This window comes from Streptomyces sp. NPDC092045 (genome assembly GCF_044756005.1).
Taxonomy (GTDB): domain Bacteria; phylum Actinomycetota; class Actinomycetes; order Streptomycetales; family Streptomycetaceae; genus Streptomyces.
In genome coordinates this window covers 1-26,645 of the sequence record NZ_JBIVSC010000018.1, presented here as the reverse complement: position 1 = coordinate 26,645, position 26,645 = coordinate 1, and the positions used below count along the sequence as shown (strand labels likewise).

Here is a 26,645-nt window from a genome sequence, read left to right as displayed (position 1 = left end):
GAGCTCGTCAGCCTTCCGCATCGGAGTCGGGTTCGGCCATCTTGCGGTGAACTTTCGCCTTGATGCTGTCAGGCAGCACTTTATTGGCGACAGCCTGTGCCTTGGTCTTGACCGAGCCTGCGACAGTCTTGTCCTTACCGGCGAAGAGGGCCTCCAGGCCTTGGTGGGCAACCTGAGCGGGATCGTCTTTGTCCATGCGGCCGACCCTGGTGTCGTCCATCCCGGCGCGGCGGAAGACGTCGGTCTCGGTGGGGCCGGGCATCAAGGAGGTCACGGTGACACTGCTGTCCTTGAGTTCGTTCTGCAGGGCCTGGGCGAAGGACTGCAGGAACGACTTCGAGGCGTTGTACACGCTGTTGAAGGCTCCGGGCATCGCCGAGGCGGTGGACGAGGTGATCATGACGCGGCCGGTATCGCGAGCGGTCATGTCGCGCAGGACGAGCTTGGCCAGGTGCACGGTGGAGCGGATGTTGAGGTCGATGATCTCCAGTTCGTCCGTCAGGCTGGTGTCGACGAACGCACCGCCACGGGCGACACCGGCGTTCAGGACGACGACGTCGAGCGGCCGCCCCAGGGAAGTGGCCCGGGCGAAAAGTGTTTCGGTCTGCTCGTGATCGCGCAGGTCGGCCCGGATCACCTCCACTTGCGCACCAACCGCTCGGATCTGTTCGGCCGCATGCTGAAGTCGGGTATCGTCTTCGGCGCTGATGACGAGGTCATAGCCGCGTTCGGCCAGCTGCCTGGCCAGCTCAAAGCCGATGCCGCTGGAGGCGCCCGTAACAAGGGCAAAAAACTTGGTGGTACTCATATCAAAACACTTCCGTCCTGGAGGCGGGGCGGATGCAGGGACACCTGCCATTCGGTCAGGACGCAAGCCCGCCATGACTATGGCCGCATGCAGTTTCTGTGCCCGTCCCACAGCATCCGTCAGCCGGTTTGGAAAAACCTTTCACTCACACGGACCAGCCCCCAGCCAACCCTGGCCGTCGCGGCGCCCGACATGACCCGCGAGGTCTCGCGCACCGCAGGATCCGCCGTGCCACAAGACAGGCCGCGCCGAAGAGCTCCCAGGGGAAATGGTCAATGCACACAGGGCACCTACGTCATTCTCTCGTCCGGCCTTACTGATGGTTTCAGCATGGGTTCGCTGCTCGGGGTTTGCGTTCGGGCTTGATGGCGGCAGAGTGGTGTGGGTGTCGGATGATCTTGTGCCTGATGACCTGTGGGAACGCGTCGCCCCGCTGCTGCCGCCCCGGCCTCCGCGGCGTCATCGGTATCCGGGGCGTCTGCCGGCGGACGACCGTGCGGCTCTTCGGGGCATCGTGTACGTGCTGCGCAAGAACGTCAGCTGGAGAGACGTGCCCGCCGAGCGGACCGGCTGCAGTGGGGTGACCGCCTGGCGGCGGTTGCGGGACTGGACCGAGGCCGGTGTCTGGCCCCGCCTGCACGAAGTCCTTCTGGCCGAGCTGCGCAAGGCAGGGTTGCCGGACATGGACGACTGCGCGATCGACGGCTCGCACGTCCGGGCGCTCGAAGGGGGGCTCACACCGGACCTTCGCCGGTCGACCGCGCCCGGCCGGGCAGCAAGCAGCACCTGATCACCGACCGCCACGGCATACCCCTCGCCGTCACGCTGACCGGCGCAAACAGGCACGACGTCACCCGGCTGACGCCCCTGCTGGACGTGATACCCGGCATCCGAGGACTCCGCAGGAGACCGCGGCACCGGCCGGGCCGGCCGTTCGCCGACCGCGGCTACGCCGACGACAAATACCGGCGCACCCTGCGGGCCCGCGGCATCACGCCCAAGATCGCCCGACGCGGCGTCCCTCACAGCTCCGGCCTGGGCAAGGCCCGCTGGGTCGTCGAGCGGACCTTCGCCTGGCTCCACCGGTTCAAACGCCTGCGCATCCGCTACGAGATACGCGCCGACCTCCACCTCGGCCTGCTCCCACTCGCCTGCGGCATCATCTGCTTGCGACGACTCCGAACCTCATTCTGAAACGATCAGTTAAAGTCCGATCAAAGAGACAGACCCTAGGTGCGGCCGACCAGCGTGGTGATGATCTTGCGGGCTCTTGCCTTGGTCAGCCGCTTCGAAGCCGTCGCGCACCGCTGCCGGGGAGCGCGTGAGGCGAGGTCGCTGCTCTTGATCACTTTGGCGGACTCGGCGTCGGACCGCTCCCTGCCGACCTCCTCGGCGAACGTGTTCAGGTACCTCACCTGAGGGGCGATCGTCGGCTCTGTCCTGTGGTGAACTACGGCGGCCAAGCGCCCGCAACCAGGGTGCCGAGGGCTGTGCGCTGGTGGGTGACCGAGCGGCCTGCGCGGGTCGTCGTCGCCACGCCTGCCGATCTCAGCGTGGCCGCGTGGGATGAAGCCGTCGCGTTGCTGACGTGGAGGGCGCGGGCCAGGGACGTCGTGGTGTGGGGCTCGGCGAGGAGGCGCAGGGCGTCCAGTCGGGTGCGGCCCAGGATCGCGGCGAGGGCCTCGGCGGAGACGACGGGGGTCCCCGCGGTGGGTGGGAGCCCGGGGCCGGCCGGGTATGTCAGGACCGCGGGACGGCCTGGGGTGTCCTGGAGAAGGGGGCCCGCCGGGTGGTGGAAGGTGGGTAGCAGAACCAGGCCACGCCCGTTGAGGCAGACGTCGCGGTCAGGCGCCGTGCCGGACCATTCCCACACGCCCTCGTGGAGCTGGCTGCCCGGGGCCAGGGCGGTCAAGGCGGCTGCCACGCCATGCTCGGCGACCGTTAGGGCGTAGCGGGTGAATTCCTCACGGTGCAGATCCTGCACGACGGACCAGACCGGGGCGAGGACCGTCTCGAACGCGGCCTGCTGGGCGCGGTGCAGGGTGTGCCACGCGGCCTCGTCGCCCGCGTGCAGGTCCCGGATCCAGCGAGGAACGGGCGCCGTCCCGTAGACCCGCTCCAGCTCGACTCGGACGAGACCGGGGCTGGTGGCTCGGATCTGTTCGAAGCTGTCGGGCATGGTGTGGCCGATGACGTCGAGGAAGGAGGGCGGGCGGCCTGCGGGAACCAGATCGGAGAGCGGGCTGCTTGCGGCTGGGAGGGAGCGCAGGATGCGGCCGCGCCACGGCGCGAACAGCGGCCCGCCACGCTGGGTCACGGCTGCCGTCAGGGCTGCGTGCAGTTCCTGGAGCGGCGCTGGGCGGGGTGCGAACCGGATACGGGCGAAGTCCTCCGCGGTGAAGTGGACTCGCAGCACTCGCACAGCTCCTCGTCCTGGGCCAGCCTTTCGGCCAGGGCCTGAACCTTCGCGTCGTGACGGCCCCGCACCAAGGATGGTCGTATGACTTCGCGACGCACTATTTTGAAGGGCACCCTATTCGGGAGCGCCGCCGCCCTGCTGCCCACGGCTGCGTCCGCATCCGGTGGCGGCCCGGTCCTCCGGTTGCCTGCGCCCGCCGGCCCGTACCCCGTCGGCATGCGGACGGTCCATCTGACGGACCCGTCCCGGACCGATCCGTGGGTGGGCGGTGTGCGGGAGCTGATGCTGACCGTCCTGTACCCGGCCCGATCGGTACGCGGCTTCCCCCGGGCCCCTCAGCTCACCCCGGCCGAGGCCAGGGAGTTCGCCGGCCTCGCGCCCCACGTCCATCCCGGGCTGCCGCAGCCTGGAATGGTGGACTGGGGTTCGGTCCTCACCCACGGGTATGCGGGCGCGCCGCCGCTTCCCGGGCGACGGCCGGTGCTGGTGTACTCACCGGGCGGCGGTGACTCCCGCACGCTCGGCACCACCCTCGCCGAGGACCTGGCGAGCCACGGCCGAGTGGTCGTCCTCGTCGACCACCCCGGTGACGCTTCACAGGTGGAGCTGCCGACCGGACTGCGGCCGACCGTCCTGTGGGGGCCACCGGACCCGGCGACCTTCCGCACGATGGTGGACACCCGGATTGCGGACCTCCGGCTGGTCCTGGACCGACTCGACGACCTTCCGCTCGCATCGGCCATGGATTCCCGCCGGATCGGGCTGTACGGGCACTCCGCAGGCGGCACGGCGGCGGTGTACGCGGCCCGTGACGACCGCCGGGTCGGCGCGGTGGCGAACCTGGAGGGCTATCTCGACCTGTGTCCGACGCCGGCCGGCCTCGATCAGCCGCTGCTGCTGTTCCGCACCGACGGATTCGACGGCGCCGTCCGGATCGAGTCGTCCTGGGCGGGCCTTCCCGGACGCCGTGTGCTGCTCTGCGGCGCGAACCACTGGGCGTTCACCGACTACGGTCCGCTCGTCCCCCGACTCCAGACTTCCGGCCTGGTGACAGCGACGGCGCGGACCGCGCTCGTCGGTACCGGCGACCCTGCGGTGACACTCGCTGAGGTACGGCGCCGGGTGGGGACCTTCTTCGCCCGTCATCTGTCGTAACAGGACCACGAGGCGGCGGCGAGCCGTCCGCTCCAGCTCACAGGTGCACCGGACGTCTGTCGGCAAACGACGGCGGCCTCAGTCGGAGTAGCGTCCGCGCTTACCCCTCCGCCGGCAGGACGCGTCACGTGCGGGTCTCGAGGCGGTGCGCGCGGGCGGTGAGGTGGCGGCGCTCGGGGGCGCTGGTGGCGCGGCGGGCGGCCTCGCGGTAGGAGACCACCGCGGCCCCGTGCTCGCCGAGGAGCTCCAGGAGGTGGGCGCGGGTGGCGTGCAGGCGGTGGTGGCGGGCCATGCGCTTGTCGGCCTCCAGCGCGGTGACCAGGTCGAGTCCGGCGGCCGGGCCGTGGACCATGGCGACGGCTACCGCGCGGTTGAGGGTGACCACCGGGTTCGGCCCGAACCGTTCCAGGAGGTCGTACAGGGCGAGGATCTGGGGCCAGTCGGTGGCGTCGGCGTCCTCGGCCTCGTCGTGCACGGCCGCGACGGAGGCCTGCAGTTGGTACGGTCCGACCCGGCCGCGCGGCAGCGTCCTGCTGATGAGGTCGACCCCTTCGGCGACGAGCCGCCGGTCCCACAGGCCGCGGACCTGTTCGGCCAGCGGCACCGGCTCCCCGGTCGGGGTGGTACGGGCGGGGCGGCGCGCCTCGGTCAGCAGCATCAGCGCGAGGAGACCGGCGGTCTCGGCGTCGTCGGGCGTCAGGCGGTGCAGCATCCGGGTGAGCCGGATCGCCTCGGCGGACAGCTCCGGCGCGGTCAGGTCGGCGCCGCCCGTGGCGGTGTACCCCTCGTTGAAGATCAGGTAGAGCACGTGCCGCACTTCGGCCGACCGCTCGGTGAGATCGGTCCCCTCCGGCACGGCCAGGGAGACACCGGACGCCCTGACAGTCTGTTTGGCGCGGCTGACGCGCTGAGCCATGGTCGCCTCGGGCACCAGGAAGGCCGCGGCGATCTGCGCGGTGGTCAGACCTCCGACCGCGCGCAGGGTCAGCGCGATCCGGCCGGCCGGGGACAGCGCGGGGTGGCAGCACAGGAACAGCAGGGCCAGCGAGTCGTCCCGGTCCCCGTCGGGCACGGCGTCGGCGGTGTGGTCGAGCGTCGCGGCCTGCGGGGTGGCCAGCCCGAGGGCGTCCTCACGGCGTCGACGGGCGCTGTCGCTGCGGATCTGGTCGACCAGCTTGCGGGAGGCGACGGTGACCAGCCAGCTCCGGGGGTTGTCCGGGACACCGGCCTCCGGCCACTGCAGGGCTGCGGCCAGCAGGGCTTCCTGCACCGCGTCCTCGCACGCGTCGAAGACGCCGTAGCGGCGTACGAGCGCGCCGAGGACCTGCGGCGCCAGCTCGCGCAACAGGTCCTCGGTGGCGGAGTGCGTGGCGGTCACGCGTCCGCCGCGGACTCGTGCAGGACGGGCCACAGTTCGACCGGCTCCACGTCGGCGAACGGCATGTCCGCGGCGATCGCCTGCGCCCGCTCCAGGCTGTCGCAGTCGAGCATGTAGAAGCTGGCGATGTACTCCTTGGTCTCCAGGTACGGGCCGTCGGTGACCGCCGGGACACCGTCCTCGCGGCGCACGAGCTGGGCGTTGGCCGCGTCCGCCAGCCCATAGGCGCCGAGGAGTTCACCGCTCTCGCGGTACTTCTTGTTGAACGCCTCCTGCTTGGCGATCGCCTCCGGCCACTCCTCGGCCGGGAAGGAGTCCCACTTGGCCTGGTTGCCGTAGATCATCGCGACGTACTTCATCTCGGGTGTCCTCCTCGTTTCGCACGCCCCGTTGGCGCACTGTCACCCCTCAGTCGGAGCGGGAAACAGGTCCTCGACATCCGACGACAACTTTCTTCGAACTCTTTTTTCGCACCGCCGTCGAGCAGCCCAAACACCGATGCGACGCAAGCGATCAAGCTACAACCCGGCTCCACACCGGCGTGGACCTCGTACTGCAATGGTCTCTTTTGTGATGGTTTACCGTCGTCTGGTGGTGCGTGGTCGCGTCGTTTGTAGTGGCTGTTGCGGGCTTGGTGTTGTCGTCGGCGGCGCTAGGTCGACCGGTGTGGGATGTGGTCGATTGGGGCGGGGCGGCGGTGGGTGAGGCGGTGGGTCACGCGTCTGAGTTCGGCCAGGCTGAGGGAGACGAGGCCGGAGATCCGTTTCTGCTTTGTCGGTGTCGAGCTCGCGGGCCTGCAGGACGGTGCGGATGTGATCACTCCCGACCCCGGTACGGTCCGCCATCAGGGCACTCCGAATCACCGGACCCGTGCCCGCGGGCTCCGGCAGGCCGTTTGTGCGGTGGTGTCCGAGACCCTCGCGGTATGAGGTGCATCAGCCGTTGACTGCGCGGGACCAGCATTCCTGGATGGCTGCCTGCTTCCGCTCAAGCTCGGCATCCAACGCCTGGCCGGTGGCCGTTCCCGGAATCGTGAGCGACCGCCCGCGAACCCTGACGACCCGCAGATCACACAAGACTCCGCTCCGGACCACCCGCGGCCGTGTCTGGATGTCGGCGACCTCGTTCCAGGGGATGACCCGCCTGCTGACAAAGGTACGGAACTCCAGTCCCCTCGTGGCCAAGAGGGTCTGGCCATAAGTCAGGTTGACCGTACCGAGAGAAGTGACCACAGCAAGGATTCCAAAGCCAAATGACGTTGTCGTCTGAATGATGGGGCTCCGGTCACGCTGATCGGCCGGAAATCCCACTCCCGCAGGCCACACCACGCTCTAGACTGCGACCGCTCCAAGACCTGGAGATCACCGGGAGGGCGTGCAAGATGAGACGAACACTGATCAGTGCATTCGCGGCCGCGGCGTTAGTGATGTCCGGGGGAAGTGTCGCCACCGCTTCCGACAGCGCTCCACCGCGCACCACGCACGGTCCCTGCCAGTACACCCAGACCCCGGACGAGCCGCCGGCGCGCCGTGTTCCGCTGCCGCCCGACCCACGGCGCACCCCTGCTCGTGGCACGGTCGACCTGGCTGTTCCGACCAGTCAGGGCCCGCTTCCGCTGCGCTTGGACCGGGCCAAGGCGCCGTGCACGGTCCAGAGTTTCCTGCACCTGGCGCGGCACGGTTTCTACGACCGCACGGTGTGCCACCGCCTGACGGCGTACCCGACGCTGAAGGTCCTGCAGTGCGGCGACCCGACCGGCACCGGTGAAGGCGGGCCTGGGTACAAGTACAAGGACGAACTGCCGGTGGACCTGCCGCCCGCAGCCACCGATCCCACGGGCACGCGCCGACTCTACGGACGCGGCCTGCTGGCGATGGCCAACGCCGGCCCGAACACGAACGGCTCGCAGTTCTTCGTCGTCTACGGCGACTCCGCACTGCGACCGAACTACACGGTGTTCGGCACGGTCGGTCCCGCCGGTCTGGCGACACTCGACAAGGTTGCCGCCGGAGGCATCGAGCCGACCGCGGAGAACCCGGCACCGGTCGACGGCACACCCGCACTGCGGACCGAGCTGCTCCACGTCCGGCTGTCCTGGCGGCACTGACACACCGCGATGTCGCCGCGTCCACGACGAGCATGCCTGGCGGTTTGCGGGGTCGGCTTGCGGCGACACTCGAATGCCCAGTGAGTCCCTGGCTCCTCCATGGAGTCGGATCGATCGCGTCGCCTTCGCGTCACATCCGGGTCGACAGCAGATGCTGATACTTGATCCGGTTCAGTTGCGTACGTCGCTCGGTTCCGTGTCCGCCTCCGTGGTCCTCCGCAAAGGGCCACACCTGCGTGTCCTTTGCTCCGCGGTATCGGTTGTAGGTTGCGGATACCGTGAACGGGGGACAGGTCGGGCCCTCCGGCAGCGGAGCCAGAGCGGCCACCAGGCGGGCGCCGAGGTCGCGGCGAGCGGCCTCGGTGTCCGTGCGGGCGTCGTCTACCTGAGGCAGCTCGCCGATGAGCTGCTGGCCGCCGCCACGACGGCCCGGGGCGACGGGTGCTGCCAGCTGCTGTGTTCTGCCGCCGCCCGTGACGCCGTCGCCTTCTACGAGCGGGTGGGCGAGGTCCAGGTCACCCACCTCGCGCCCCGCGCAGCCATCCCTTAGATCGTGTCCTATGTGGTGAGGCGGATGAGCCGCTTGTAGCAGCAGAGGGCGGCGGCGAGTCCGAGAAAGGCCAGGTAGTTGCGGGGATGGCGTTCGTAGCGGTGGTTGAGCCGGCGGTAGCCGGTCAGCCAGGACATGGTGCGCTCGATGACCCACCGGCGACGGCCCAGACGTTCGCTGGACTTGATACCCTTGCGGGCGATACGGACGCCGATGCGTTTGCCCCGTAACCATTTGCGCAGGTGGGGGACGTCGTAGGCCTTGTCGGCATGCAGACGCTGCGGTTTGAAGTGGCGGCCGCGGTGGGGGTCGTGTCTCGTTTGGTTGCCCGTGACCATGGGCTTCAAGGCGAGGCTGTCGTGGGTGTTGGCGGCCGAGACGCCGACGATGAGGGGCAGGCCGTTCGCATCCGACAGGACGTGCATCTTGGAACCCGGCTTGCCCCGGTCCATGGGGCTCGGACCCGTGAGTTCGCCCCTTTTTTTCGCCCTGACGTGGGCGGAGTCGAGGACCGCGCGGGAGAGATCGAGCAGGCCGGCGTCGTCGAGGCGGTGCAGGATCTCCTCGTGCAGCCGGCCCCAGACCCCTGCCCTGGACCAGATCAGGAACCGGCGATGGGCTGTCGACTTCGATATCCCGAAACAGGGTGGCAGGGCCCGCCAGGCGCAACCGGACACCAGCACGTAGATGATCGCGGCGAACAGCGTCTCATCAGGCGTGTCCTGTGTTCCCCCGCCCTGCGGACGCGTCTTCGACGGTGGGATCAGCGGCTTCGCGATCTCCCACAAGCCATCCGGAACAATCCAACTCCAAGTACCCCGCCCCATGCCGGTCTCAACGACCGCCTCACCACATAGGACACGACCTTAACAACATGAGGTGTCTTTGTACGCGGTAGCCGTACGAAAAGGTCGGATACTCGCGGGCCGGGCGGGCGGCGTCCGTTCCGCCCTGCGTGGTGAGCAGCGCCGGCCTGTCCTGTGCCACCGATCCTTGACCGATTGCCATTGAAGTTGGACCACTGCACAGTTCGTGCCATCGAACCCTGACCGCCCAGGTCAGAGCCTCACGGGGCGGTGTCAGTCCCCTGGTGGATGATCCGGCCATGCTGATAGCGACCAACGAGCGTGGCCACGTGGTGAGACGCGCCACCAAGCCCGCCATCGGAACGATGCTGGCCGATCTGCGAAGGGGCAACGCCCACCTGACTGTGGAGCGGGTGGACGAGGAACTGCCTGGCAGCTGGTACATCCAGGTCCTACTGCGTGAGAACAACGCCTACCAGCTCGAATACCGGGACGGCGTGGCCGAGCAGCACTTTCAGACCATGACCGTTTCACAGGAGAAGGTCCTCGCGGCGCTGCTCGGCTGGGCAGCAGCGAAGCCGAACTGGCAGGACGGCTTCATGTGGAACAACATCGGCGAGCAGTTCAGCTCCAGCTCTCGGGCAATACCGGAGCCCGCTGACGGTACGAAGCAGTCGGCGGACCCTGGAGCAGCCTGACCAGTGCGGTCAAGGTTCGATGGCACGAACCGTGCAGTGGTCCAACCTCAGTGGCAATCGGTCAAGGATCGGTGGCACGGGACACCGGCCCCGCTCACCACCGAGGGGCACGGTGAGTGCCATCTGTGAGGCTCACAGTCCGTTTTCCCAGGTGGACGCGCAGCTGTGTGACTATGAGCGACTTTCCACGGGGCCCGGCGCCGTGGCGGTTGTTCTCTGACAGTCGATCTTGACCGATTGCCAAGAGACCTGGACCGGCACGACTGGTATTTCTTGGTGGTGATGTCAGCTACCGCCTTGTCTCGGAGGAGTCCATGTCCTGGTCGCCCGGCCACCTTGCTGTCGAGCAGGAGGATCTGCCGCGGCTTCGCGAGCTCCTGGACGGTGGCTACGACGTGGAGGACGACTGTGGTGACGGCTGGACCCTTCTACGGCACGCCATCGACGTGGAGATCGACGGTCACTTCCAAAGCGGCGAACCCCTCCACGTCGACATGACCGCCTTCCTGCTGGCCCGTGGCGGCGACCCATTCCGGGACACCGATGGTGTCTTGCCCGGCGCCGAAGCGGAAGCACGCGGACACTGGCTGGCCGCCGAACTCATCCGGGCCTGGACCTCCCGGCGGCCGTAGCCTGATTCCCGGTCAAAGTCGCCTGGCAGTCGGTCAAGATCACCTGGCAGAGGACATCGGCGGCCGGGGCGGACAGGGTCCCGTCCAGCCCGTGCCGATATGGCGTGCACGGGTCAGGCCCGGCGCCCGGACGCGTTCTGGGAGGCAGTACCGCCGGGCCGACCCGTCCTCTTGCCGTTCTCCGCCGCGCGCGGCCAGGAGCACGCCCACGCCCCGAGCGCGCCCCGCGCGCAGCCTCCGACTGCGGGCAGGTGCCTCCCGTTCTCGGGCTCTGGCTCAACTTCTGTGACGTGACCCCGTGAAGCGGATTGTCATGAACGTTCGGGGACAGGCGGGAAGGGGACCAGTCGAAGGGGACAGGCGGACCTCATGCAAGGTGGCATGACGCCGCTGAGGAATCGCTGCCTCGCTGCGTGCTTCATCATCGTCATGTACCTGCTGGTTGGCGCCCTGTTGGCTTGCTCGCTGCGGCGTTCTCGCCCAGCGGCCTCTGGGCAGGAGCGGCAGCTCTCATGGGCGGGGCCCTTGGGGCCGGCTTGGGCGTGTGGCGTCTCCGACGGACGTCCAAGGCTGAACGCGCCGACGACCACATCTACTAGGCACAGGGCCGTGGCTGAACGTGCGTCTGCGTCACACAACTCGTGCCAGAACCCGAGTTTTGACGGCGCTTCGCGTCAGTGATTTTGGCCTGCGGCCCGTGCAGAGCAGTCGTGTTCATCGGCGGGCAGACCCATGACGTTCAGCATGGGTTCCTCATCCTCGGGGATCTCGAAGGTGAAGTTCGCTCCTGACGCGATCGCCGCGAGCGAGCACTGGTTGCCAAAGGTCAGCGCAGCATGCGGCTTCCAGGAACAGCCGGCCCTGTCCAAGGCGGAAATGACGTCCGCGTGCTTGAGCCTTGCCGGGAAGGTGCCCGTCCTCCCGACAACCGACGGAGGGAGTTCGACGACGTCACGCCAGGTCTGGACGCAGATGAGGGAAACCTTGCGGCAGCGGCAGACACTCAGCTCAAGGTCTCCGTAGGCGAAGAGCCGCGGCCACTTTCTGTTCCGGCTCATTGTTCCGATGTCCCACGGCTCGCCGAGTGCTGCGGTCACATCGTTCCAGTCGGCTCCGCTGAACACCGGGCCCAGTCGGCCTGTCTTCGCCATGCTGGTCAGGACATCGAGAATCTCCACGAGGCGGAGCCTGACAGGTGTCCTGACCAGCAGTCCAGCAGTCCAGCGGTTTCAGGGGGTTACTGAGGTTGAACTCGTGATGTCGCATGGTTGCTCAGGCGGGTCTGATGGTCAAGCCGGTCTCGGTGAGGCATCCGTCTATGAGGTGACCGCGGTACTGGATGTGCCGTAGGCCGGGTCGGATGCGCTGGACGAGGTGTTCGGGGGTGCTGAAGGCGACGTTGGAGAGCCAGCCGCGTCGCATGAGGGACCAGATCCCTTCAACGGGATTGAGGTCCGGCGCGTAGGGCGGGAGGTAGGAGATGGTCAGCCATTCGCGGTCCGCCGCCCATTGCCGCAAGTCGGCGGCTTTGTGGGCGTTGAGGTCGTCCCAGACGAGCACGATCGGGCCGTCGAACTGCTGGTGTGCTGCTATCAGCAGGTCCCGGTAGTCGTGCCAGGAGAAGCTCTTGCGCCCGTCGCGTCGGCCGTCGCCCAGCGCGGCCGGTAGATCAGCCGGGACCGGTGGCCGGGTTTGTAGCAGGTCGGCGCAGCGATGGACATCCGTCTGCGGGAGCGGCCACGGACCCGCACCGCCGGTGTTCGGCCGCGCTGCGACCACGTCTTGGCCTGCGGCGGCGTCATGGAGGATCCGGCTTCGTCCTCGAATACCAGCCAGGCTCCACGGGCCGCCGCGCGCCTTCCGCGCAGGGCCACACCTCCTTGACCCACCCGGCCACCGCGTCGTCGTCCCGCTCCATCGCGCGTCGGGCCGGGACCTGGCAGGACCAGCCGTTGCGTACCAGCAGTTTCCGGACGCCCCGGATCGTGTAGGTCAGGTGGAAGCGCCGGCCGATCACTGTCTTGACCCGCGCCAGCGTCCATCGCTGGTCCTTCCAGCCATGTGCGGCCGGCCCTCTGGCAAGCTCCGCCTCCAACTGTGCGAACTGCTTCTCGCTCAGTCGTGGCAGCGACGCCGGCCCCGTCGACCGCAGAGCCCGCGGACCGCCCTCGTCCCAGGTCCGCCGCCATCGCTGCACCGACCGGACACTTACCCGCAGGTCTTTCGCGATCACCGCACCGGTCTCACCCCGAGCGAACCGCTCGGCCGCCTGAACCGTAACCTCTGGCGAAACTGCTGACGTTCGGCGGTCAGCCCGCCCCCTCGTGGATACCGCATGCCCCGGTGACACCGCAGCCGACGATCCGCCGTCAGCCCCTAAGGCACCACGAGTTCAACCTCAGTAGCCGGAGCGAGTCTGCCCGGCCCGCGGGCTTGTCGTTGACGCTTTTCCGATGCCTCAGGAACCCCCGTGATGTTCGTGGTCACGGGCGGTAGACCAGTTCCAGGATGACGGCTGTGATGAGTTGCCACGCGCCGACGGTGAGTAGCCACATGCTGTCGAGGACCAGTCCGACGGCGCTCGTGAGGGATGCGCCGACGATGAGCGTGCGGGGGAGAGGTGGCGCACGCGGTGGTCGGAGGGCAGGCGTCCGTCATGTGGGCTCATGGGGCGCACTGTAGGGCTGCGGTCGGGCAGGACGGCCGATGCCCGGGCAGTCTTCACACCACCCTGATGCCCCCGCGCCGTCGAGGCCGGTGTCAAGGAGCTGTCGGGGGAAGGCCGGGCGGCGCCAAGAACGCGCCAGGACGGGCGGAGAAGCCCTACGGAAGGACGGAGGCCGAGCGGAGCCCTACCCGAAGGAGTCCGTCCGCATGACCACCGTGACCGTTGAGAAGGGCGCCGTACCCGGCGCCGAGGAACCGCCCGATACCGGTGCGCGGCACAAGCTGACCGCCGTCACCGGGCTCGCGGCCCTGTCCCTGGACGCGATGGCGTCGGTGGCGTACGGGCCCGAGGCCATCGTGCTGGTCCTCGCGGCCGTCGGCGGGTACGGCCTGGGGTTCACGCTGCCGGTGACCTCGCCGTCGCGGGGCTGCTCGCTGTGCTGGTCGCCTCGTGCCGGCAGGCCATCGCCGTGTTCCCGGACGGCGGCGGTTCCTACGCCGTGGCGAAGGCGCACCTGGGACGGCGTACGAGCCTGGTCGTGACCGGTTCGCCGGTGCTCGACTACGTGCTGAACGCGGCCGTCGCCGTCAGCGCCGGTGTGGCCGCGCTGACGTTGGCGTTCCCGGGCCTGTACGGTGACCGGCCGGTGATCTGCCTCGGCGTCCTGGTGCTCATCACGGCCGTCAACCTGCGCGGGATCGTCGACTCGGCCCGCGCCTTCATCGTCCCCACCGCTGTCTTCGTCGGAGCGATCCTCGTCGTGATCGCCGTCGGCCTGTTCCGCGACGCGCCGGCATCCACCGCGGCCTCCAACGGCCATGCCTCCGTCCTTGCCGACAACGCCACCACCGTCGGCGCTCTGCTCCTCCTCAAGGCGTTCGCCTCCGGCTGCTCCGCGTTGACCGGTGTGGAGGCGATGGCCAACGCGGTGCCGTCCTTCCGGGCACCGGCCGCCCGCCGGGCTGCTGGGTGTGATGATCGGCCTTGCGGTGCCGATCTCCCGTTTCGGGCTCCAGCCAGTGGAGGGCGTCACCGCCCTCGCTCAGCCCACCGACGCCTCCCTGGGCCATAACGGGGCCTTCTGCGTCGTGCAGTTCACCACCATGGTGCTGCTGGCGCTCTCGGCGAACACGTCCTTCAACGCCTGGGGCGAGGCGGGCACTGTCGTCACCTCCGTCGCGTTCGTCGGCAGCGGGATCGTCACCGACGAGGGAGGACTCCGTGAGCACCCTCGCGCGGGACACGTCGCAGGCGAAGTCCGAACGAAGAGGGACGGCTGCGGCGTCGGGCCCGTGGATTCCGTGGGAGGAGCCGGGATCAGGTGGGCGGGACCGCGTCGCTGGCCGGTGGTGACCTCGTCGACCAGCCAAGTAACGGCTGATTCTAAAGATGCCTTGCGGGCCCTTGCTGTAATGGAAGATACTTCCATGGGTTCGGAAAGAACCGACCGTCAAGGGCGAAGGGGCCGCTATGCAGCGCGAGGAGCACGACCTGATAGGCGGGAGAGAGGTGGGGGCCGAGGTGTACTGGGGCATCCACACGCTGCGGGCGGTGGAGAACTTCCCGCTCACCGGGATCCCGCTCTCGTCGCACCCCGAACTCGTCGTGGCCCTCGCGGCGGTGAAGGAGGCGGCCGCGCTCGCCCACCTGGAACTGGGGACGCTTCCCGAGGAGGAGGCCAGGGCGATCGTCGGCGCATGCCGGGAGATCCGCAGCGGTCGCCTCCACGACCAGTTCGTCGTGGACGTCTTCCAGGGCGGGGCGGGCACGTCGGCGAACATGAACGCCAACGAGGTCATCGCCAACCGTGCGCTCGAGCTCCTCGGACACGCGCGGGGAAGTTACGCACATCTCCATCCCAACGATGACGTGAACCGGTCCCAGAGCACGAACGACGTGTACCCCACGGCGGCCAAGCTCGCCCTGTACGCCGCCGCCGGGCGGCTATTGGACGCGATGTCCGTGCTGCGCAACGCCTTCGCCGAACGGGGCGGAGCCTTCGCGAAGACCGTCAAGCTCGGCCGCACCCAGCTGCAGGACGCGGTGCCCATGACGCTGGGCCAGGAGTTCGACGCGTTCGCCCTCACCGTGCGCGACGACGCCGAGCTCGTCCGCCTCGCCTCCGAGGCCCTGCTGGAGGTCAACCTGGGGGGAACGGCCATCGGCACGGGCCTCAACGCCGACGCCGGGTTCGCGGAGCTGGCCGTGACCCACCTCGCCGCCGTCTCGTCCGCACCGGTGAGGCCCGCCCGTGACCGGGTGGAGAGCACGCAGGGAGTGGGCGGGTTCATCCGGCTCTCCGGTGCCATGCGGCAGTTCGCGCTGCGCCTCTCGAAGATCTGCAACGACCTCAGGCTCCTGGCCTCGGGCCCGCGCGCGGGACTGGGCGAGATCAGGCTGCCGGAGCTCCAGGCCGGGTCGAGCATCATGCCGGGCAAGATCAACCCCGTGATGCCCGAGGCGGTCAACCAGGTCTGCTTCGACGTCGTCGGGGCGGACGCCGCCGTCTGCGCGGCGGCGCAGGCGGGACAGCTGCAGCTGAACGCCTTCGAGCCCTTGATCGTCCACCACCTGCTCAACTCGGCCAACCGGCTGGAGGCCGCCTGCGTGCTCCTCGCCGAGCGCTGTGTCGTGGGCATCGAGTCCGACGAGGAGCACCTGCTGGTTCTGGTGGAGAACAGTTCGGGTCTCGCCACCGCCCTCAACCCCGTCATCGGCTACCAGCGGGCCACGGCGCTGGCTCGCCAGTGCCAGATGACCGGCGTTCCCGTCCGGGAGCTCGCGGCTCGCGAGGGGCTGATCTCCGAGGAAGAGCTCGCCTTCCTGCTGGATCCGCGGAGGCTCGCTCGGCCGAGTTGAGCCGCCAGGGCCGCGCGCGGGTGGTGGGGAGGTGCCGGGCCGCGCGCGGGTCGTTCGGAGGTGCCGGGTCCCTGGAAAAGGGGCGACCGGACCGCGCACGCGGTCCGGACGCCCGTCATGCGGGCCGGATCAGCTCTTCGTCACGGTGCAGCTGTAGGACGCGGTTCCGGATCCGCTGTAGGCCTCCATGTCGAGGTAGTAGGTGCCGGTTCCGGAGGCGGTCCTGGTGAAGGACAGGGACTCGTCGGTGCCGGCACCGTTGTTGACGGAGCGGGTCAGGGTGCTGCCGTTCGTGTCCAGCCAGTACAGGTCGGCGTCGTAGGCGGACGGAACGGCACAGTTCACGGAGGCCTTCTGGCCCGAGGACAGGGTCAGCTTGAAGTAGTCGCGGTCGCCGGTCGACTGCATGCTGCCGGTGAGGGTGCCGGGGGAGGAGAGGGCGGTGGCGTCGTCGGCCGTGTCGCGGGTGTCGTTCGGCTCGCTCTCGGCGAGCGCGCCCCCGCCGCCCTGGGTGCCGCAGTCGGTCACTGGAGTGCCGCTGTAGAGGTTGGGGTCGGTGACGCCGTTGGTGACGCTGCGGAGGTAGTAGCCGCAGGTGGGGCGGTTCTTGAAGTCGAAGGTCGAGCCGGGCGTCAGGCGCCAGATCTTGAAGCCCGAGTAGGTCAGCGGCTCGCGGTCGACGGCCTGCTCCGGCTGGTGGTCGGCGAGGACGACGTAGGCGTCCTTGCCGTATTGGGTCGCCGTGCCGTTGCGGTCGAGGTACAGCGAGCCGCCGCCCTCCTCCACTCCGACGCCCCAGGCGGCGCCTCCCGGAGCGAGGCCGTCCTTCACCGCGCGGGCGAGGAAGGACATCGTGCGGCCCATGCGGTCACGGGTCACGAAGTGCGAGTCGTTGATGACCGAACCGTAGTTCGCCCACTCGAACATGCCCGTGGTGAAGCCGATGTACCGGTCGTAGGGGTTGGCGAGCGCCTCGGCGCTGGTGACGCTGCCGTTGCAGGCGTCGTAGACGATCGGGCTGTTGATGTGGTGCCCCGCGCTGCCGCCGCCGGATCCGCCGCCCTTGGCCACGACCGACTCGACGGAGGCCTCCAGCGCGGTCCCCTTCCAGGCGGCGTAGCGGCACTGGTCGCCGCCGGCGAAGTAGACGAACTCCGCGTTGCGCACGTCGGTGTTGACCTGACTGTTGTTGCCGTCGCCGGCCGTCGTGAGCGTCCACGTCGTACAGGAGTTGACTCCTGCGAGTCCGGTGATCGTGTCGCACTCGGGGGTCTTGCTCCCCGAGGTCGGGGCCGAGCCCGACAGGACGACGACGTCGAGGGCTCCGGTCCCGCCGCGGATGTCGTCGATGGCCCGGGTCATCGAGGCGGTGACGATGCCGCCGGCGCCGTTCATGGTGAAGGCCGGGCCGTTCCACGCGCTCCTGCTGACGTCGGCCGTGTTGCCCAGTCTGATCCTGTCGGCCGCCGCGTGGGCGGGCTGATGCGCCATCAGCGCCGAGGCCATCGCGGTGAGTACGACGGCCGCCGAAGTGAACCTGAGTGAACGGAGTGGCATCTGCGCTCCAAGGAAAAAGGATTGATCGATTCCGCAGCGACCCACTGAAGGGGCGGCGGTTGGTAGCGGAACATACAAGTAACGAGACGCCACGGAAAGATGTAAGGCTGTTTCAGCTTTCATCGACCTCACGGGCCCGGGAAATACCTGGCAAAAACATCAAAATCGACCATGCCTGAAGCTGGTAGGGGCGTGTTACGTGAACGTAATGAGGCGTACATCTAGTCAATGAGTGCGTCCGTATGTAACTTCTTTGCTGTGCCGGGCGGCCAGAATCCGTCGGCAGAAAATCACCGAGAGGTTCCACGCGATGAACGCTCGTATCGCACGCCCCGCAGCGGCCGCCGCTGCCGCGGCGATCATGCTCGCCTCCCTGTCCGCCTGCGGAGGCGATGACGCCGCCGCCCCGTCCGGCAAGGCCGTCGTCGCCGGCGTGGAGGTCGTCAAGGACCAGCAGCTGCACGACCTGCTCCCCGAGAAGATCAAGAAGGCCGGCGAGGTGCGCGTCGCGACGGACGTCCCGTACCCGCCCTTCGAGATGTACGTGAAGGAGGGGGAGAGCGAGCTGACCGGACTGGACTACGACCTCGGCCAGGCGCTCGGCGCCAAGCTGGGCGTGACCTTCGCCTTCGCCCCGCAGAAGTTCGACGGGATCGTCCCGGCCATCCAGGCCGGCAAGTTCGACGTGGCGATGTCCGCCATCACCGACAACAAGGACCGGCAGAAGGTCGTCGACTTCGTCGACTACTCCCAGTCCGGCTCCGGCATCCTCGTCGGTGACGGCAACCCCTCCAAGATCGAGAACCTGGACGACCTGTGCGGCCTCAAGGTCGCCGTCCAGACCGCCACCAACCAGCTCGACCTGCTGAAGTCCCACCAGGACGCCTGCGCCAAGGCGGGCAAGGCGAAGATCGACGTCCAGACCTTCCCCAAGGACTCCGACGCCCAGCTCGCGCTGCGCTCGGGCAAGGTCGTCGCCCAGGTGCTGACCAAGCCCGCCGCCGGCTGGGTCGCCAAGACGGCCGACGGCGGCAAGGCCTTCGACCTGGTCGAGGACCCCACCGCGCCCGGCGGCTACAACGCCTCGCCCAACGGCATCGCGGTCAGCAAGCAGCTGCCCGAGCTGACGGACGCCATCCAGAAGGCGCTGCAGTCCCTGATCGACGATGGCACCGTGGTCAAGATCTACAACGAGTACGGCGTCACGTCGATCGCGGTGAAGGAAGCCACCAAGAACGCGTCGGTGGACTGAGCATGATCGACACCAAGTCTCCCGCCGACACGACCACCGGTACGACGAGCACGCGCGATCTGGAAGTCGTGCCCGTCCGCAACTACGGGCGCTGGATCGCCGCGGTCGCCTCCCTGCTGGCCCTGGTCGGACTGGTCGGATCGCTGGCGAAGAACGACAACCTGCACTGGGACATCGTCGGCGACTACCTCTTCGCCGACCTCATCTTCGACGGTCTGGCCACCACGCTCTGGCTGACGGCCGCCGCCATGCTCCTCGGCCTGGCGCTCGGCACACTGATCGCTGTCATGCGGCTCTCGTCCAGCCCCGTGCTGTACGGCCTCGCCAACGCCTTCGTCTGGGTCTTCCGCGGCACCCCCCTGCTCGTCCAGATCATCTTCTGGGGATACGCCGCGGCGCTCTACAAGTACGTGAAGGTGGGCATCCCCTTCACCGACGTCACGTTTTTCCAGGCCGAGACCAACACCCTGCTGACACCGGCGATCGCAGCCCTCCTGGCCCTCGGCCTGAACGAGGCCGCCTACGCCTCGGAGATCGTCCGCGCCGGCATCCAGTCCGTCGACCCCGGTCAGGCGGAGGCCGCGCACTCGCTGGGCATGCGGCCCGCGCTCACCATGCGCCGGATCGTGCTGCCCCAGGCCATGCGCGTGATCATCCCGCCGATGGGCAACGAGACCATCAACATGCTCAAGATGACGGCACTGGTCTCGGTCATCTCCGCCCACGACCTGATGTCGAACATCCAGGACGTGTACGCCCAGAACTACCAGGTCATCCCCATGCTGGTCGTGGCCAGCATCTGGTACCTGGCCCTCGTCACCCTCCTCAGCGTGCCCCAGGCATGGCTGGAACGGCGCTACGGACGCGGCACCACCCGCGCCGGACACGTCTCCCCGCTCCGGCGCCTGCTCGGCGGCGCGGTGGAGCGGCTCGGCAAGAACAGCAAGGAGCAGAACCGATGAGCACCCCCATGGTGCGCGCCGAAGGCGTACGCAAGCACTTCGGGAGGCTGGAGGTCCTCAAGGGCATCGACCTCACCGTGGGGCGCGGCCAGGTCTGTTGCCTCCTCGGACCCTCCGGCTCGGGCAAGTCCACGTTTCTGCGCTGCATCAACCACCTGGAGAAGGTCGACGGAGGCCGGCTCGCCGTCGACGGACAGCTCGTCGGCTACCGCCAGCAGGGCGACAAGCTCCACGAGCTGCGCGAGCGCGAGGTCGCCGAACGCCGACGGGACATCGGCATGGTCTTCCAGCGGTTCAACCTCTTCCCGCACATGACCGCCGTCGAGAACGTCATGGAAGCCCCCGTGAAGGTCGGGTCGGTCCCCAGGGCCGAAGCCCGTGAGCAGGCGCAGGAACTGTTGGCGCGGGTCGGACTCGGCGACCGCGCCCACCACTACCCCGCCCAGCTGTCCGGCGGCCAGCAGCAGCGCGTGGCGATCGCCCGCGCGCTCGCCATGAGGCCCAAGCTGATGCTCTTCGACGAGCCCACCTCCGCCCTCGACCCCGAGCTGGTCGGAGACGTCCTGGACGTGATGCGGCAGCTCGCGGCCGACGGCATGACCATGGTCGTCGTCACCCACGAGATCGGCTTCGCCCGCGAGGTCGGCGACACCGCCGTCTTCATGGACGAGGGCGTCGTCGTGGAGGCGGGGGACCCCCGCAGGGTGCTCGTCGACCCGGAACAGGAGCGCACCCGCGCCTTCCTGTCCAAGGTCCTGTGAGCGCCCCCACCCGCCGGGAGGGCCGGCTCGGGCACTTCCTCGGCCTGGCCCGTGCCCGCCGCCCCGACTACCTGCGCGACCTGGAGGAGCTCGTCTCCATCGACTCCGGCTCCTACAGCGCCGAAGGCGTCGACGAGGTCGCCGACTGGGTCGAGCGCCGACTGGAGCGGATGGGGTTCGACGTCGAACGCGTCCGCTTCCCCGCCACCGCCGACGGACACCGGACCGGCGACGCCCTCGTCGGGCGCAGACGCGGTGGCCTTCCCGAGGCGGAAGGAGGCCGCAGGATCCTCCTCGCCGCCCACATGGACACCGTCTTCGAGGACGGCACCGCCGCCTCCCGCCCCTTCCGCGTCGACGGCTCCACCGCGTACGGCCCCGGGGTCAGCGACGACAAGGGCGGTCTGCTCGCGGGCCTCACCGCCCTGGAGATCCTGGGGGAGTGCGGCACGGACGCCTACGCCGAGTTGGTCTTCCTCGCCACCCCCGACGAGGAGATCGGCTCCCCGGCCAGCCGCCCCCTGATCGAGAGCACCGCCAGGGACGTGCACTACGGCCTCGGCCTCGAATGCGCTCGGGAGAACGGCGACCTCGTCATCGCGCGCAAGGGCGTCGCGGACTTCCGCCTCACGGTCACCGGCCGGGCCGCGCACGCCGGCATCGAACCGGAGCGCGGCGCCAACGCCGCCCTCGCCGCCGCCCATCTGACCGTCGCCCTGCAGGCCCTCAACGGGCACTGGGACGACGTGACGGTCAACGTCGGAGTGGTCCGGGCCGGTACCCGCGCCAACATCGTCTGCCCCGACGCCGAACTCCGCATCGAGGTCCGCGCCGCCACGACGGCCGACATCCAGCGCGTGACCCGGGCCATCCAGGAAGCCGCCGACCACCCGAGCGTCCCGGGCGTCACCGTGGAGGTCGAACAGCTCGACCTGTGCCCCCCGATGGAGGACACCCCCGCCTCCCGGCGCATGCTCGACCACGCGCGCCGCGCCGCGCACGCGGCCGGGATCGAGCTCGGCGCCGCGGCGACCGGCGGAGTCGGAGACGCCAACCTCATCGCCGGAACCGGAGTTCCGGTCCTGGACGGCCTGGGCCCCGTCGGAGGCGCGGACCACACGCCTCAGGAGTGGCTCGACACCACCAGCGTCCCCCAGCGCGTCGCCCTGCTCGCCGACCTGATCGTCTCCCTCGGCGACAGCAGCACCACCTGAACGGCATCGACGTGCCGGCGGAGGGAAGGTCCGCTTCCCTCCGCCGGCGCACTCGGCGACCCCGCCGGCTCGACCCGGGCCCGCGCCGCACGCCGGACGCACGGGCTCATCGACCCCCTCTCCCGCCTTCGGAGGCATCATGCGCGTACCTTCCGCTCCAGCCCGCCGCACCGTCCTCGCCGGCGGCCTCGTCGTGGCCCTCCTCACCGCGGCCGCTCCCGCGAGCGCCGACTCCCGGCCGGACCGGCACCAGACCGGATCCCTGGTGCTGATCGGCGGAGCACTGAAGGAGAACAACACCCAGGTCTACGGCGAGATCATCAAGCGGGCCGGCGGGCCGCAGGCCCGCATCGGCATCATCACCGCCGCCTCCGTGCCCGAAAGCCAGGACCCCCACGCCGGCGATCCCGCCTTGTGCAGCAACTCCGCCTGCAACGGCGCCTACTACGCCGACCTCTTCAAGCGCCACGGAGCCGCGGACGCCCAGTGGATCCCCCTCGACATCGACCACGTGGCCAACGCCGACTCGGACGCCGTCGTCGCACAGGTCGAGTCCATGACCGGCTTCTTCTTCGGCGGAGGCGACCAGTACCGCTACATCACCACCCTCCTGCGCGGAGACGAGCACAAGGACTCCAAGGTCCTCGCCGCCATCCGTGCCAAGCTCGCCCACGGGGCCGTGGTGTCCGGATCCTCCGCGGGCGCCCAGATCGCCTCCGGCCCCGACATGGTCAGCGGCGGCGAGTCCTACGAGTCGCTCCGCGACGGCAGCGCCCCCGGCTACTTCGACGACCCGACCCGCCTCGGATACATCCACCAGGGCGGGTTCGGCTTCCTCCGCTCCGGACTCGTCGACACCCACACCGGTGCCTACGGACGCGAGGGCCGGGCGCTGCGCCTCGCCTCCGACACCGGCCACGACCGCGTCTACGCCCTCGAGGAGAACACCGCCCTGGTCGTCGACCGGCCCGGCGGCGCCCGCGAGCACATGACGGTCCTCGGCCCCAACGGCGTCGCCGTCCTCGACCTGCGGGACGCCCGCGCACACGACTCCGCGAACGGCTGGTCGCTGCGCCGGGCCCGGTACAGCTACCTCACCGACGGAGACCAGTACGACGCCCGCACGTGGACAGCGCGCGTCCACCCGGGCAAGCAGCCCCTGGTCCCCGCCGCCACGACCCCCGTGCCGGCCAACACCGACGTCTTCTACTCGGCGGCCAACCCGGACGGCACCCCCTACTCCTTCCGCACCACCGCCCGCGCCCTCGCGTCGACCCGGGCACAGAACAGCGCCACCGCGACCACCTTCGAGACCGGACCGCGGTTCACCGTGACCTTCACCAAGGCGCGGGGGTCCGCCGCCTTCACCGGAGACGGCACCACCGCCCGCACCCTCATCGCGCTGCGGATCGACATCGCGCCGCAGTGATCGGCCGGGTGGCGGAGCCGGCCCGCTTCGCGGTGCCGGCTCCGCCGCTTTCCGCCCGACCAGCCGTCGGATGCGAGACCGCCCCCTCGCCGAGCGCGCGGCTTTGGGCGGTCCCGACCCCCGAGAACAGTCGCCCGGTCCCTACTTCCGAGAAAGGCCGCCCCGTGCCGGTCCACCCCCGCTCCACGGCCGTCTCCGTCGCCCTCCTGACGCTCCTCGTCTCCGGATGCGGCACCGGCGACGACGCCTCGTCCCCCGCCCGGTCGCGGATGGCCGGCCCAGTGGCCGTCCTGCCCGACCTCACGATCAAGCCGAACCCCGCGTTCTACGACATGCTCCCCGCAGACATCCGTGCCGAAGGGGTTGTCCGCGTCGCCACCGACGTTCCCTACCCGCCCTTCGAGATGTACACCGAGGAGGGGAGCGACCGGATCACCGGAATCGACTACGACCTCGGTCAGGCCCTGGGGGCCCGCCTCGGGGTCAGGTTCGAGTTCAAGGCGCAGAAGTTCGACGGGATCCTGCCCGCCGTCCAGGCGGGGAAGTTCGACGCCGTCATGTCGGCCATGACGGACAAGAAGGCCAGGCAGAAATCCGTGGACTTCGTCGACTACCTCAACGCCGGCCCCGGCTGGCTCGTCAAGAAGGGCAATCCCGAGAACATCGCAGTCGTGACGGACGTGTGCGGCAAGCCCGTCGGAGTGCAGACCGGAACCAACCACCAGAAGCTCCTTCAGCAGCGCCAGGAACTCTGCAAGGCGAAGAACCTCAAGCCCATCCGGATCCTCGCCTTCTCGAAGGACTCCGAGGCCCAGCTGGCCCTCCGGAGCGGCAAGGTCATCGCCGACTACCTGGACGAGGTCACCGCCGCGTACGTCGCCTCGAACGCGGACGGCGGCAAGTCGTTCTCCACGGTGACGGGGCGTGCGGCGGTCGGAGAGTACAGCGCCTCCCCGATGGGGATCGGGCTGTCGAAGGACCACCCGGGCCTCAAGGAAGCCGTTCAAGCGGCCCTGCAGTCCCTCATGGACGACGGCTCGTACCGCAAGATCCTCACGAAGTACCAGGTCCCCGGGATCGGGATCCCGCGGGCCACCGTCAACGGAGCCCTCGACTGACCCGTCCCGTGGAAACCCCTCCGCACCCTTCCTCCCGGCCGCGGGGTGCGGAGACCGGACCCCCCCCGTCGGCCGGGGCCGACCCCGGCCCCGCCCTCCGAGCCGCTTCTCCGCAGGGCGGACCCGCACGCGGAGGCCCTTCCGCGGCGACGCTTCGGCGCGCACCGCGGAAGGACGGGATCCGACCTCGGCGGATCCGCTCACAGGAGGCCGGTGCGCCGGGCGATCTCCTCTGCCCCCTTCATCCGCTCGTGGCCGTCGCCGCCGATGCGGTCGAGGACCTCGGCGACGAGCGACTCGACGACCGCCAGGGCCGGAGTCAGGCTGTCGTAGGGGGACGGGGAGGACACCTGGGTGATGAGGACGACGTCCGCGTGGGCGGCGGCCGGCGAGAGCCACGGGTCGGTGAACACGATGACCTTGCCGCCGCGCTCCCTGGCCAGTTCGGCGATGAGCGTCTTGTCGGCCTCGTAACGCCGGTAGTCGAAGAGCACGGTGACGTCGCGTCGGGCGAGCTGCGTGAGGAACGACGTCCGCTCCACGTCCTTGTACGGCAGGAGGCTCACCTGGTCGCGGAACTGCATCAGGTGCAGGCCCAGGTACTCGGCCAGAAGGTGGGTGAACCTTCCTCCTCCCAGGTGCACCCGGCGCCTGGGGTCGCCGAGGAGGCCCACCGCCTCCTCGAACTCGTGCTGGGCCACCTCGTCGAAGGTCTGGGAGACCGCCTGCTGCACGAGGGCCGAGCGCTCGCCGAGAGGGGTGGCCACGGAGCTGGGCCGGGCCGTCGTCTCCCGCTCCGACGCCTCCGCGGCCGCGTAGAGGGTGATCGGCGAGGCGTTGCGCGCGTCGAGTTCCGAGCGGAGCGCCGCCTGCAGATCGGGAAAGCCTTTGTAACCCAGCCGCGACGCGCACCGCAGCACCGTGGGCGCCGAGACGCCCGCCCGCTCCGCGATCGTCGCGACCGTCTCGAACACCGCGGCGGGGTAGCCGGCCAGCAGCACCCGCGCGACCTTGCGTTCGGCAGGGCTCAGCTCTCCGAGCCGACTGCGGATCTCGTCGGCCAGCGTGGGGCTCATGGACTTCCCTTCTGCAGCGGGAGACCGCCGAAGCCTGCACACGGTCTTCACGACCGCGCCATCTGGCCTCCCGCGTTTCACTTCATGGAGTTTCAAGGCGTAAATGTATCGCCTATTACGAGATCTGGACAGGCTTCCGGGTGCGACGGCGAGCGCCTCCGGAGTGTTCGCGCCGGCCGTCACGCGCGCCGCCGAGCCGAGGGAAGGGGCCTGCGCCGCGCCTGCCTGCGTGCGCGTGGTCGCAGTGACGCGTGCCGGGAGACGGACGGCGCAGGCCAGGGGTCCGCCTTTCACTCCGCCTGTCGATGCGCGACCTGTAGGTGCACGATCGACGCGTTTCGCGGGGGCGGGGGCGCGGGCGGGGTGGAAGACGGTCGAGACCCGGCGGCGTGGGGCCGCCGTGCAAAGGGAGCGATCACGAGCGTGTCGTTCGTACCTCCTGAGGAGACCCCGCTCGTGGAGGGCAGCACTTCCTCGGCCCACCCCGAACGCACCGACGGCGGCGTCTGGGAGCACCCGATCATCTGGGTCTCCCTCGTAGTCTTCGGAGCCCTCCTCGACGCGTCCTTCTTCCTGTTCCGGATCTTCGGCTTCCGATTCGACCGCCGAGCGACCACCCCGGAGCGACGACCGCCGGACTGCGCCGCCCGAACCGGCCGGCTCCTCACAGCCGGTCCGCACGGCTTCCTCCCGGACCACCGGGCGAGGGTGGGGAAGCGGCTCCGGCGACAGGACTCCGCAACCACGCCGCTTCGGCGGGCAAGAGGTGCGGGTCGGCCGGCCTGGCCCTGGCCGCCTCCTGGATCCGTCCCGAGTCCCGAGGGGTCGCTCCGGGAGCCGGCGCGTATGCCGCGCAGCAAGAGGCCCCGTCCCAGGCGTGCAGCGGGACCGGGGACGTCCGCGCTGTCGACGGTCGCGATCGTCATCGCGCCCGCGGCGCTAGAGATCGTCTTCAAAGGTCAGATCCAGAGCAGGATTGAGGCGATGGTGACGGCGGCCTGGTAGGACTCGCGGGTCTTGTCGTAGCGAGTGGCCAGCCCGCGCCACTGTTTGAGGCGGTTGAAGCAGCGTTCGACGACATTGCGGCGGCGGTAGACACCCCGGTCGAAGCGGGGTGGCCGGCCGCCGCGTGTCCCGCGGTTCAGCCGGCCGAGGATCTGGTCGGCGCGTTCGGGGATCGTGTGCGCGATGCCGCG

26 protein-coding genes and 2 pseudogenes are annotated in these 26,645 nt (G+C 69.4%); 14 read left to right on the top strand and 14 right to left on the bottom strand.

What is annotated here, in order from left to right:
* Positions 1-7 precede the first annotated feature (7 nt).
* The gene (locus tag ACIQKA_RS28355) at positions 8-808 is read right to left on the bottom strand and encodes an SDR family NAD(P)-dependent oxidoreductase (protein WP_383154769.1); all 801 of its coding nucleotides are present in this window, start codon (positions 806-808) and stop codon (positions 8-10) included.
* 385 nt (positions 809-1,193) lie between these two features.
* On the opposite strand from ACIQKA_RS28355, the gene ACIQKA_RS28350 reads away from it, so the two are divergent.
* A protein-coding gene (locus ACIQKA_RS28350) for an IS5 family transposase (protein WP_402542800.1) occupies positions 1,194-2,002 on the top strand; the annotation gives its coding sequence in 2 pieces (ribosomal slippage) (positions 1,194-1,533 and positions 1,533-2,002; 810 coding nt in all).
* 35 nt (positions 2,003-2,037) lie between these two features.
* On the opposite strand, the gene ACIQKA_RS28345 is transcribed toward ACIQKA_RS28350, so the two are convergent.
* Together ACIQKA_RS28345 and ACIQKA_RS28340 are read right to left on the bottom strand one after the other, a co-directional pair.
* Positions 2,038-2,223, bottom strand: a complete 186-nt coding sequence (locus ACIQKA_RS28345) for a hypothetical protein (protein ID WP_402542799.1) — start codon at positions 2,221-2,223, stop codon at positions 2,038-2,040.
* A 35-nt stretch (positions 2,224-2,258) separates the two neighbouring features.
* On the bottom strand, positions 2,259-3,224 hold the full coding sequence (locus tag ACIQKA_RS28340) for an ArsR/SmtB family transcription factor (protein WP_402542798.1): 966 nt from the start codon (positions 3,222-3,224) through the stop codon (positions 2,259-2,261).
* Between the two features lie 84 nt (positions 3,225-3,308).
* Between ACIQKA_RS28340 and ACIQKA_RS28335 the strand changes: the two genes are divergently transcribed.
* The gene (locus ACIQKA_RS28335; protein ID WP_402542797.1) at positions 3,309-4,382 is read left to right on the top strand and encodes an alpha/beta hydrolase family protein; all 1,074 of its coding nucleotides are present in this window, start codon (positions 3,309-3,311) and stop codon (positions 4,380-4,382) included.
* Between the two features lie 124 nt (positions 4,383-4,506).
* On the opposite strand, the gene ACIQKA_RS28330 is transcribed toward ACIQKA_RS28335, so the two are convergent.
* From ACIQKA_RS28330 to ACIQKA_RS28320, 3 genes are all read right to left on the bottom strand, one after another.
* Positions 4,507-5,760: an RNA polymerase sigma factor gene (locus ACIQKA_RS28330; RefSeq protein ID WP_402542796.1), complete on the bottom strand. Its 1,254-nt coding sequence runs from the start codon at positions 5,758-5,760 to the stop codon at positions 4,507-4,509.
* On the bottom strand, positions 5,757-6,119 hold the full coding sequence (locus tag ACIQKA_RS28325; RefSeq protein WP_383154755.1) for a YciI family protein: 363 nt from the start codon (positions 6,117-6,119) through the stop codon (positions 5,757-5,759). Before ACIQKA_RS28325 ends, ACIQKA_RS28330 begins: the two co-directional genes overlap by 4 nt.
* A 576-nt stretch (positions 6,120-6,695) precedes the next feature.
* Positions 6,696-6,992, bottom strand: a complete 297-nt coding sequence (locus ACIQKA_RS28320; protein WP_402542795.1) for a hypothetical protein — start codon at positions 6,990-6,992, stop codon at positions 6,696-6,698.
* A 149-nt stretch (positions 6,993-7,141) separates the two neighbouring features.
* Here ACIQKA_RS28320 and ACIQKA_RS28315 point away from each other — a divergent pair, with 149 nt between their 5' ends.
* Positions 7,142-7,867, top strand: a complete 726-nt coding sequence (locus ACIQKA_RS28315) for a peptidylprolyl isomerase (RefSeq protein ID WP_402542794.1) — start codon at positions 7,142-7,144, stop codon at positions 7,865-7,867.
* Positions 7,868-7,997: 130 nt separating this feature from the next.
* Here ACIQKA_RS28315 and ACIQKA_RS28310 read toward each other — a convergent pair whose 3' ends face one another.
* Both ACIQKA_RS28310 and ACIQKA_RS28305 read right to left on the bottom strand, forming a co-directional pair.
* A complete protein-coding gene (locus tag ACIQKA_RS28310) occupies positions 7,998-8,390 on the bottom strand; it encodes a hypothetical protein (RefSeq protein WP_402542793.1) in 393 nt (130 codons plus the stop codon).
* A 35-nt stretch (positions 8,391-8,425) separates the two neighbouring features.
* Entirely contained in the window at positions 8,426-9,244 is an 819-nt protein-coding gene (locus ACIQKA_RS28305; protein WP_402542792.1) for an IS5 family transposase, read from the bottom strand.
* A 278-nt stretch (positions 9,245-9,522) separates the two neighbouring features.
* On the opposite strand from ACIQKA_RS28305, the gene ACIQKA_RS28300 reads away from it, so the two are divergent.
* Both ACIQKA_RS28300 and ACIQKA_RS28295 read left to right on the top strand, forming a co-directional pair.
* Positions 9,523-9,921, top strand: a complete 399-nt coding sequence (locus tag ACIQKA_RS28300) for a hypothetical protein (RefSeq protein WP_402542791.1) — start codon at positions 9,523-9,525, stop codon at positions 9,919-9,921.
* Between the two features lie 314 nt (positions 9,922-10,235).
* On the top strand, positions 10,236-10,553 hold the full coding sequence (locus tag ACIQKA_RS28295; protein WP_402542790.1) for an ankyrin repeat domain-containing protein: 318 nt from the start codon (positions 10,236-10,238) through the stop codon (positions 10,551-10,553).
* A gap of 674 nt (positions 10,554-11,227) precedes the next feature.
* Here the strand turns inward: ACIQKA_RS28295 and ACIQKA_RS28290 are convergent.
* The 3 genes and pseudogenes from ACIQKA_RS28290 to ACIQKA_RS28280 all read right to left on the bottom strand — a co-directional run bounded on the left by ACIQKA_RS28290 (position 11,228) and on the right by ACIQKA_RS28280 (position 12,786).
* Positions 11,228-11,731, bottom strand: a complete 504-nt coding sequence (locus ACIQKA_RS28290; RefSeq protein ID WP_402542789.1) for a hypothetical protein — start codon at positions 11,729-11,731, stop codon at positions 11,228-11,230.
* A 94-nt stretch (positions 11,732-11,825) separates the two neighbouring features.
* Positions 11,826-12,355: pseudogene (locus ACIQKA_RS28285) on the bottom strand (transposase).
* Positions 12,352-12,786, bottom strand: coding sequence for a winged helix-turn-helix domain-containing protein (locus tag ACIQKA_RS28280; RefSeq protein WP_402542788.1), 435 nt, complete (start codon positions 12,784-12,786; stop codon positions 12,352-12,354). Before ACIQKA_RS28280 ends, ACIQKA_RS28285 begins: the two are co-directional and overlap by 4 nt.
* 641 nt (positions 12,787-13,427) lie before the next feature.
* Here ACIQKA_RS28280 and ACIQKA_RS28275 point away from each other — a divergent pair.
* Together ACIQKA_RS28275 and ACIQKA_RS28270 are read left to right on the top strand one after the other, a co-directional pair.
* Positions 13,428-14,360: pseudogene (locus tag ACIQKA_RS28275) on the top strand (amino acid permease); the annotation flags it as partial.
* Between the two features lie 331 nt (positions 14,361-14,691).
* The gene (locus ACIQKA_RS28270) at positions 14,692-16,080 is read left to right on the top strand and encodes an aspartate ammonia-lyase (protein ID WP_402542787.1); all 1,389 of its coding nucleotides are present in this window, start codon (positions 14,692-14,694) and stop codon (positions 16,078-16,080) included.
* A gap of 129 nt (positions 16,081-16,209) precedes the next feature.
* On the opposite strand, the gene ACIQKA_RS28265 is transcribed toward ACIQKA_RS28270, so the two are convergent.
* Positions 16,210-17,637 carry a hypothetical protein gene (locus tag ACIQKA_RS28265; RefSeq protein ID WP_402542786.1) on the bottom strand — a complete coding sequence of 476 codons (1,428 nt, stop codon included), beginning with the start codon at positions 17,635-17,637 and terminating at the stop codon, positions 16,210-16,212.
* A 310-nt stretch (positions 17,638-17,947) separates the two neighbouring features.
* Here ACIQKA_RS28265 and ACIQKA_RS28260 point away from each other — a divergent pair, with 310 nt between their 5' ends.
* From ACIQKA_RS28260 to ACIQKA_RS28235, 6 genes are all read left to right on the top strand, one after another.
* Entirely contained in the window at positions 17,948-18,889 is a 942-nt protein-coding gene (locus ACIQKA_RS28260; RefSeq protein WP_383154692.1) for an ABC transporter substrate-binding protein, read from the top strand.
* A 2-nt stretch (positions 18,890-18,891) separates the two neighbouring features.
* Complete coding sequence (locus ACIQKA_RS28255; RefSeq protein ID WP_383154689.1) at positions 18,892-19,851, top strand: amino acid ABC transporter permease; 960 nt, start codon at positions 18,892-18,894, stop codon at positions 19,849-19,851.
* The gene (locus ACIQKA_RS28250; RefSeq protein WP_383432068.1) at positions 19,848-20,612 is read left to right on the top strand and encodes an amino acid ABC transporter ATP-binding protein; all 765 of its coding nucleotides are present in this window, start codon (positions 19,848-19,850) and stop codon (positions 20,610-20,612) included. Before ACIQKA_RS28255 ends, ACIQKA_RS28250 begins: the two co-directional genes overlap by 4 nt.
* Complete coding sequence (locus ACIQKA_RS28245; protein ID WP_402542785.1) at positions 20,609-21,826, top strand: M20 family metallopeptidase; 1,218 nt, start codon at positions 20,609-20,611, stop codon at positions 21,824-21,826. The genes ACIQKA_RS28250 and ACIQKA_RS28245 overlap by 4 nt, the downstream gene beginning before the upstream one ends.
* Before the next feature lie 139 nt (positions 21,827-21,965).
* Positions 21,966-23,255, top strand: coding sequence for a cyanophycinase (locus ACIQKA_RS28240; RefSeq protein ID WP_402542784.1), 1,290 nt, complete (start codon positions 21,966-21,968; stop codon positions 23,253-23,255).
* 164 nt (positions 23,256-23,419) lie between these two features.
* A complete protein-coding gene (locus ACIQKA_RS28235; protein WP_402542783.1) occupies positions 23,420-24,373 on the top strand; it encodes an ABC transporter substrate-binding protein in 954 nt (317 codons plus the stop codon).
* Between the two features lie 200 nt (positions 24,374-24,573).
* Here ACIQKA_RS28235 and ACIQKA_RS28230 read toward each other — a convergent pair whose 3' ends face one another.
* Entirely contained in the window at positions 24,574-25,449 is an 876-nt protein-coding gene (locus ACIQKA_RS28230; RefSeq protein ID WP_402542782.1) for a MurR/RpiR family transcriptional regulator, read from the bottom strand.
* 423 nt (positions 25,450-25,872) lie between these two features.
* Here ACIQKA_RS28230 and ACIQKA_RS28225 point away from each other — a divergent pair, with 423 nt between their 5' ends.
* The gene (locus ACIQKA_RS28225) at positions 25,873-26,454 is read left to right on the top strand and encodes a hypothetical protein (RefSeq protein WP_402542781.1); all 582 of its coding nucleotides are present in this window, start codon (positions 25,873-25,875) and stop codon (positions 26,452-26,454) included.
* Here the strand turns inward: ACIQKA_RS28225 and ACIQKA_RS28220 are convergent.
* Positions 26,409-26,645, bottom strand: a 237-nt coding sequence (locus tag ACIQKA_RS28220; protein WP_402542780.1) for a transposase, incomplete at its 5' end; no start/stop codon positions are given. The two genes, ACIQKA_RS28225 and ACIQKA_RS28220, sit on opposite strands and share 46 nt — an antisense overlap.

Coding starts and splice junctions, on each gene's coding strand:
- ACIQKA_RS28260 (WP_383154692.1), top strand. CDS start 17,948: ATGAACGCTCGTATCGCACGCCCCGCAGCGGCCGCCGCTGCCGCGGCG.
- ACIQKA_RS28255 (WP_383154689.1), top strand. CDS start 18,892: ATGATCGACACCAAGTCTCCCGCCGACACGACCACCGGTACGACGAGC.
- ACIQKA_RS28270 (WP_402542787.1), top strand. CDS start 14,692: ATGCAGCGCGAGGAGCACGACCTGATAGGCGGGAGAGAGGTGGGGGCC.
- ACIQKA_RS28300 (WP_402542791.1), top strand. CDS start 9,523: ATGCTGATAGCGACCAACGAGCGTGGCCACGTGGTGAGACGCGCCACC.
- ACIQKA_RS28295 (WP_402542790.1), top strand. CDS start 10,236: ATGTCCTGGTCGCCCGGCCACCTTGCTGTCGAGCAGGAGGATCTGCCG.
- ACIQKA_RS28335 (WP_402542797.1), top strand. CDS start 3,309: ATGACTTCGCGACGCACTATTTTGAAGGGCACCCTATTCGGGAGCGCC.
- ACIQKA_RS28355 (WP_383154769.1), bottom strand. CDS start 808: ATGAGTACCACCAAGTTTTTTGCCCTTGTTACGGGCGCCTCCAGCGGC.
- ACIQKA_RS28230 (WP_402542782.1), bottom strand. CDS start 25,449: ATGAGCCCCACGCTGGCCGACGAGATCCGCAGTCGGCTCGGAGAGCTG.
- ACIQKA_RS28315 (WP_402542794.1), top strand. CDS start 7,142: ATGAGACGAACACTGATCAGTGCATTCGCGGCCGCGGCGTTAGTGATG.
- ACIQKA_RS28240 (WP_402542784.1), top strand. CDS start 21,966: ATGCGCGTACCTTCCGCTCCAGCCCGCCGCACCGTCCTCGCCGGCGGC.
- ACIQKA_RS28305 (WP_402542792.1), bottom strand. CDS start 9,244: ATGGGGCGGGGTACTTGGAGTTGGATTGTTCCGGATGGCTTGTGGGAG.
- ACIQKA_RS28265 (WP_402542786.1), bottom strand. CDS start 17,637: ATGCCACTCCGTTCACTCAGGTTCACTTCGGCGGCCGTCGTACTCACC.
- ACIQKA_RS28325 (WP_383154755.1), bottom strand. CDS start 6,119: ATGAAGTACGTCGCGATGATCTACGGCAACCAGGCCAAGTGGGACTCC.
- ACIQKA_RS28250 (WP_383432068.1), top strand. CDS start 19,848: ATGAGCACCCCCATGGTGCGCGCCGAAGGCGTACGCAAGCACTTCGGG.